The sequence below is a fragment of the Zhongshania sp. genome, from assembly GCF_041623545.1.
GTDB lineage: Bacteria > Pseudomonadota > Gammaproteobacteria > Pseudomonadales > Spongiibacteraceae > Spongiibacter.
In genome coordinates this window covers 1-5,579 of sequence record NZ_JBFJWS010000211.1, presented here as the reverse complement: position 1 = coordinate 5,579, position 5,579 = coordinate 1, and the positions used below count along the sequence as shown (strand labels likewise).

Sequence of the window (5,579 nt, the reverse complement as noted above, 5' to 3'; positions counted from 1 at the left end):
AGCCAGTCGCGATTTTCTTCGCCCATGCCACCGGCGATAATCGCCTCGGGGTCGGCGGCCAGTACCGCTTCGTTGTCGATGCGGGCGCTGAGATTAGGCAAGTCGCCAAACACATTTACGCCGCCGCATATGCGGGTGGCCTCGCTAATAATATGCTCATTATTAACGGTCATGAGGGGGTTGCTCCAAATTTGCTGGAACACGGTCACTGGCGCTGATTGGCTGTAGCGATTTTCTAATTCGGCAATACCGGCGCGGAATTTATCGGCAGCGATTTTGGCCTGATCCTCGGTGCCGGCGAGCTTACCGAGCCGCTCCAGACTACTGCTTACATCGTCAAAATCATTGAGTTGGGTGTAATAAATAGTGAGGCCAAGGGATTTTAATTTTGCCAATTGCTCGGCGGGGTTGCCCTCAATCCAGGCGATCAGCAAGTCAGGCTTTTGTGCCAGTATCGCTTCTTGGTCAAAGCGATTATAACTGCCTACGCGGGGCAGTGCTTTTGCCGCTTCGGGGTAGTCGCAATAGCTCACTGCGGCAATGACTTGATCACCGCCGCCAGCGGCGTAGATCAGCTCGGTTGCACCGGGGGATAAAGCAATAATGCGCTGGGCGGGTTTGCTCAGGCAGACGTCTGCACCGCTGTCATCTTGTACACAGATATCGGCAATGGCAGAGCCAGTAGTAAAAAAGGCGGAGAGCACGAAAGCGATAGCGGATTTCACTGCTACCACTCCACACCCTTGCGGGCTTTTATACCGTTGTGAAAAGCGTGCTTGGTGTCGTCGATCATCGACACGGTATCGGCCAATTGTTTGAGTGGCACGGGTGCGCCGCGGCCGGTGACAATCACGCTCTGTTCGCGGGGGCGATTGCGCAGGGCTTCGTAAACTTCTTCGGCGTCGAGATAACCGTATTTTAAAACGTAAGTAATTTCGTCGAGCAATACCAGATGAATAGTTTCATCTTGCAATAGCAGCTTGGTTTTTTGCCAAGCTTGCTGGGCCGCTTCGCGGTCTTGTTCTTTGCTCTGGGTTTCCCAAGTAAAGCCGGACCCCATTACAATAAAAGGCACTTCGGGGCAGCGCTGCTGAATAAAATTACGCTCGCCGCAATCCCAGGTGCCTTTTATAAATTGCACCACTGCGGCTTTGTAGCCATGGCCTAGGGCGCGAATAACGGTGCCAAAACCCGAACTGGATTTACCCTTGCCGGGGCCGCTGAGCACGATAAGGACCCCGCGCTCCTCGGTGGCCTGCGCGACTTTTTCGTCGATCATGGCCTTTTTGATTTGCATGCGTTTCTGGTGTTTTTCTTCGTCGCTTAGGCTTGTCATGGTGTCACCTGTTAGAAAGTACGCGGTCAGTGTTAAACGTGACCGCGTGGAAGACAAAGACCAATGATACCTTTATTTTGGCGTATAAGTGATGCTCAGCATCGCTTCGCGGCCAATGGATTGATAGTCACCAAGGCTGAAACTCCGCGCAGTGACATACTCGCGGTCAAAGATGTTTTTCAGTGCTAGATTAACTTTGACTTGCTCATTAAAACGGTAGGACACGGCGGTGTCGACCAAGGTATAGCTTCCCAGTTCATCTTTGTTGGCGGTGTCTTCGTAGCGTTTGCCGACAAAGCGTACGCTCGCACTGGCACCCCAGTGCTGCCACTGGCGATCTGCATCAAGGTTGAATTGCTCGCTGGCCCGGCGCCGCAAATCTTTGCCGGTACTGGTGTCCGTCGCATCAAGCAGGGTGGCGTTGGCGTCAATATTCCAGTTGTAAACGCTGGTTGATGCGCTGAGTTCAAGTCCTTTTAGCTCGGCGCCTTTGATTTGATCTGGACCAAAGGTGGCGGGGTTGTACTGAATAAGCTTGTCTACGTCGTTGTTGAAATAGCTAATACTCCACGCGCCCCAGCCTTGATCAACCCGCAGTTCTAACTCTCGGTTTTCTGAGGTTTCTGGCTCTAAGCTCGCCACGCCATAGAAGGGGTAATACAGATCGTTAAAGGTTGGCGCGTTAAAGCCCTCGCCGTAGGTGGCAATGATTTTAACGGGCTCGGCGACTTGAATCCCGATAGAGGCATTGCCAGTATCGTAAGTGCCGAACTGTTCGTTATCGTCGTTGCGGCCACCGATGGTCAGATCAACAATACCGAAGTTGGCCTGCCACTGGGCGAATACCGCCTTGTTGGCGCGGCTGTCTTCGCCGTAGTTAAGATTGCTATTCACTTCGTCGAGCAGGCGTTCATAGCCCAGCGTGAGTACATGATTTTTACCAAGTAGCCAATCATTTTGCACACTGTAGATATTGCGGGTGGTGTCAAAATTATCGCCACTTACGCCGATGGCGCCGGGCTCAATGTAGTGAAAGTCAATTTGGGATTGGTCTTTTGACTCGCCGGCCGACAAAGTCAGTAACCAGTTTTGCAATAGTTGGAATTCGCCACGGACATTCGCGACACTCACTTCGCTATTTGAGTAAGGTGAACAGCTGTATTTAACAAAGCCAGTGCCGTAGCAGTTATTGTCGTAGTCGCTTTCACTGCTGCTTGTTTGATAGAGCGCGAATAAGCTGGCGCGCTCATTGATTTTATGGCTCAGGGTGAGGTTGTAAGCGGTTTGTTCAAAGCCGTCTTTGTCACCGTGAACACCGCTTTTGCCTTCGGTGTTATCGACACCGTCGGTGTTTTCCTGCAGCGCGCTTAAGTTAAATTGGCTCTGCTTGTTGCCGCCACTGACTGCGGCGAGAACTTTACTACTGCCCTGAGTGCCAATGCCCAATTGTAGTAAGGGCTTTACGCCGTCGGTGTCGTGGTATTTGCGGGTGATAATATTGATCACGCCGCCAATGGCTTCTGAACCGTACAGACTTGAGCGGGAGCCGCGCACAATTTCAACGCGCTCAATAAGCTCAGGTGGGAGGTTTGTTAGCGATGGGCTGCCGAGGGTGGCGGAACCAATGCGTACCCCGTCGATTAAGACCAGGGTGTGATTGCTCTGGTTGCCGCGCAGGAATAAGCTGGTGTTAGCGCCGCGCCCGCCGTTGCGGACGAAGGTGACGCCCACCGCACGAGACAGCAGTTCTTGCAAGTCTACTGGCTGAATACGCTCAATATCGGCGCGCTCAAATACCGTTACCGGCGCCAAGCTGTCGGCAATAGATTGCTCGGTGCGGGTCGCAGTGACAATGGTGGTTTCCATACCGTTGTGGGTCTGGGCTGACGCGTCAGCGGCCGCCAGTATTAAGGCGCTACCTAATGTGAGTGATGTGAACTTTTTCATGATTAACCTCAAAGCTAGTAAAGGAAGCAATGAGGGAGGGGTAGGGGTTATATACGAATATACGACCGCTGATGGAGCCCTCCGCTTCATCGGGTGAATCCGCATTAGGCCGGTTCCGGGCTTGCCTTGTCGGTTTACGACAGAAGCTTACCGTTGCGGGGGCAGCGTCGGACTTGTTGCTGTCGTTGTGAACAGCATCTCACCGGACTTCCCGTTTAACTCAGCGCCGCGAATAACGCGGGTATGAGCACCTATTACGTGGCGCGCACTCTAAGGCCATGGCTATATTTTGTCAAACGACGGGGCAGGAGATCGTTACCGTTTAGCTACGGTTTTGTGTTGAAATGCGCCGAACTTCGTCGAGCAGTTGTTGATTACAGGGGAGACTTAAGCCCTGTTTTGCAGCGAGCCGACACAGATGGCCTGTGATCGCTTCAATCTCGGTTTCCCGTCCAGATTCAATGTCTTGGAGCATGGAAGAGCGGTTGTTTGCGGTCGCCCGAGCCACCTCGAGTACTTGCTGATGCAAATCAGCGAGGTTGTCGTCGAGGTGAAGGGCTTTGCTAAGGGCTAGAATTTCATCGACCACAGTGGCTATTTGCGTCATGGCTTCGGGCTTATTCAGTAATTCGCCATTGCGGCAGCGATGAATAACGGAGAGGGGGTTAATTGCACAGTTGATTGCCAGCTTGCGCCAGAGCACGGCCTCAATATTCTCGCTCACTGTGACGCTGAGGGGCGCATAGCTAAGTGATTTGGCGATGTCGGTGAGTTGCTGCGACGGATCTTTAATGTTCGTTGGTAATACTGCCGCGCCAATCAAGGTTTGGCCACGCCCGGCGTGGACTAGGGAGAAGGGCTTAGGCCGATATGCACCTTCTGTGGTTGATGCTTGCAGAACCAGTGCTTGAGGAAATTGTGCTTGGACTTGTTCGGCAATACCGAGGCCGTTTTGCAGTAATACCATGATCGCATCGGGCTGGACGTGGTCTTTAATCGCATGCAGTGCGGTGAGGGTTTGCTGAGCTTTGGTGGTGATCAGCAGCTGCTGGATAGGCTGCACTAGGGCTTGCGGACAACAGGCGGGGATATTGAGTAATTCTGTTTGTTCATTTGCGGTGAAGGCAATGCCGCCGTGCTCGCGATAAGCCGCTAAACTGCTTTGATCGCGAAAGATGAGTTCAGTTGTGCAGCCGCTGCGCTGGGCGCAGCAGGCCCACAGGCCGCCGATGGCACCAGCGCCGAGAATTGACCATACTTGCGTCGATGGGCTGCTCACAGTTGATTTTTGCACATTTGTCTCGCCCTACACATTCAGTCCGCCGTCTCAGGATGCTAAACTGCGCGGCGCAACATAACAAAGGAATTTAGGCTATGCCAGCGTTTGATATTGTCTCCGAAGTGGATCTGCACATCTTTACCAATGCCGTTGATCAGGCTGGGCGAGTTATTGAAACTCGTTTTGACTTTAAGGGTGTGGATGCGCGGTTTGAACGCGACGCACTGACTGTGACTATGTTCGCTGAGGCGGAGTTCCAATTACAGCAAATGGAAGATTTGCTGCGCGCAGCCCTAATCAAAGTGAAAATAGACCCCTTGGCGATGGAGTTGGGTGACGTTAAAGGCGCGGGTAAGCAAGTAAAGCAACTGGTGACTATGCAGAGCGGTTTAACATCGGACGTGGCACGCAAAATTGTTAAGTTGATTAAAGACCGTAAACTTAAAGTACAAAGCCAAATCCAAGACGAGCAAGTTCGTGTTACGGGTAAGAAGCGCGACGACCTGCAAGAGGTCATGGCGATATTGCGAGCGGAAGAGCTGGATCAGCCTCTGCAATTTACCAATTTTAGGGATTGATGTGTGTTGTGCAAGGGCGCGGTACACAGCGCCCTTGCATTCTGCTCCCCGCAAGCCAGAATGAACGCACTTTAATGCGGAATCGTCTATGACTGATCAGTCCTCGCCCCCAGTATCAAACCCAGAGCCCAATTCAGCGCCTCTTACTTGGCAGCAAGCCATATTTAATCGCCATATGTTTATTTGTGTGCTCACCGGTATAGCGTCTGGTTTGCCACTGTATTTTTTGATTCAGTTGGTGCCGGCGTGGCTGCGCAGCGAAGGGGTCGGGCTCACCGAGATTGGTCTGTTCGCGCTTATTGGCTTCCCCTATAACTGGAAGTTTGTCTGGGCGCCGCTGATGGATCGCTATGTGCCGCCATTTTTGGGGCGGCGGCGGGGCTGGATGTTGATTAGTCAGCTGGGCTTGATTGCTTCCATGGCCGTACTGGGCTTTATT

5 protein-coding genes, 1 pseudogene and 1 riboswitch are annotated in these 5,579 nt (G+C 52.6%); of the genes and pseudogenes, 2 read left to right on the top strand and 4 right to left on the bottom strand.

The genetic code is table 11. From position 1 onward, the window contains the following. The 4 genes from ABYT30_RS14695 to ABYT30_RS14680 form a co-directional block, all read right to left on the bottom strand. Positions 1–725, bottom strand: a 725-nt coding sequence (locus tag ABYT30_RS14695) for a cobalamin-binding protein (protein WP_373097286.1), incomplete at its 3' end; no start/stop codon positions are given. A gap of 2 nt (positions 726–727) precedes the next feature. Beyond that, complete coding sequence (cobO, locus tag ABYT30_RS14690; RefSeq protein WP_373097284.1) at positions 728–1,336, bottom strand: cob(I)yrinic acid a,c-diamide adenosyltransferase; 609 nt, start codon at positions 1,334–1,336, stop codon at positions 728–730. A 72-nt stretch (positions 1,337–1,408) separates the two neighbouring features. Further along, positions 1,409–3,283 carry a TonB-dependent receptor domain-containing protein gene (locus tag ABYT30_RS14685; RefSeq protein ID WP_373097282.1) on the bottom strand — a complete coding sequence of 625 codons (1,875 nt, stop codon included), beginning with the start codon at positions 3,281–3,283 and terminating at the stop codon, positions 1,409–1,411. Between the two features lie 89 nt (positions 3,284–3,372). Beyond that, positions 3,373–3,553: riboswitch (cobalamin riboswitch) on the bottom strand. Between the two features lie 52 nt (positions 3,554–3,605). Next, positions 3,606–4,577, bottom strand: coding sequence for a ketopantoate reductase family protein (locus ABYT30_RS14680; RefSeq protein WP_373097280.1), 972 nt, complete (start codon positions 4,575–4,577; stop codon positions 3,606–3,608). A gap of 80 nt (positions 4,578–4,657) precedes the next feature. Between ABYT30_RS14680 and ABYT30_RS14675 the strand changes: the two genes are divergently transcribed. Both ABYT30_RS14675 and ABYT30_RS14670 read left to right on the top strand, forming a co-directional pair. Beyond that, positions 4,658–5,140: a YajQ family cyclic di-GMP-binding protein gene (locus tag ABYT30_RS14675; RefSeq protein WP_373097278.1), complete on the top strand. Its 483-nt coding sequence runs from the start codon at positions 4,658–4,660 to the stop codon at positions 5,138–5,140. 88 nt (positions 5,141–5,228) lie between these two features. Continuing rightward, positions 5,229–5,579: pseudogene (locus ABYT30_RS14670) on the top strand (AmpG family muropeptide MFS transporter); the annotation flags it as partial.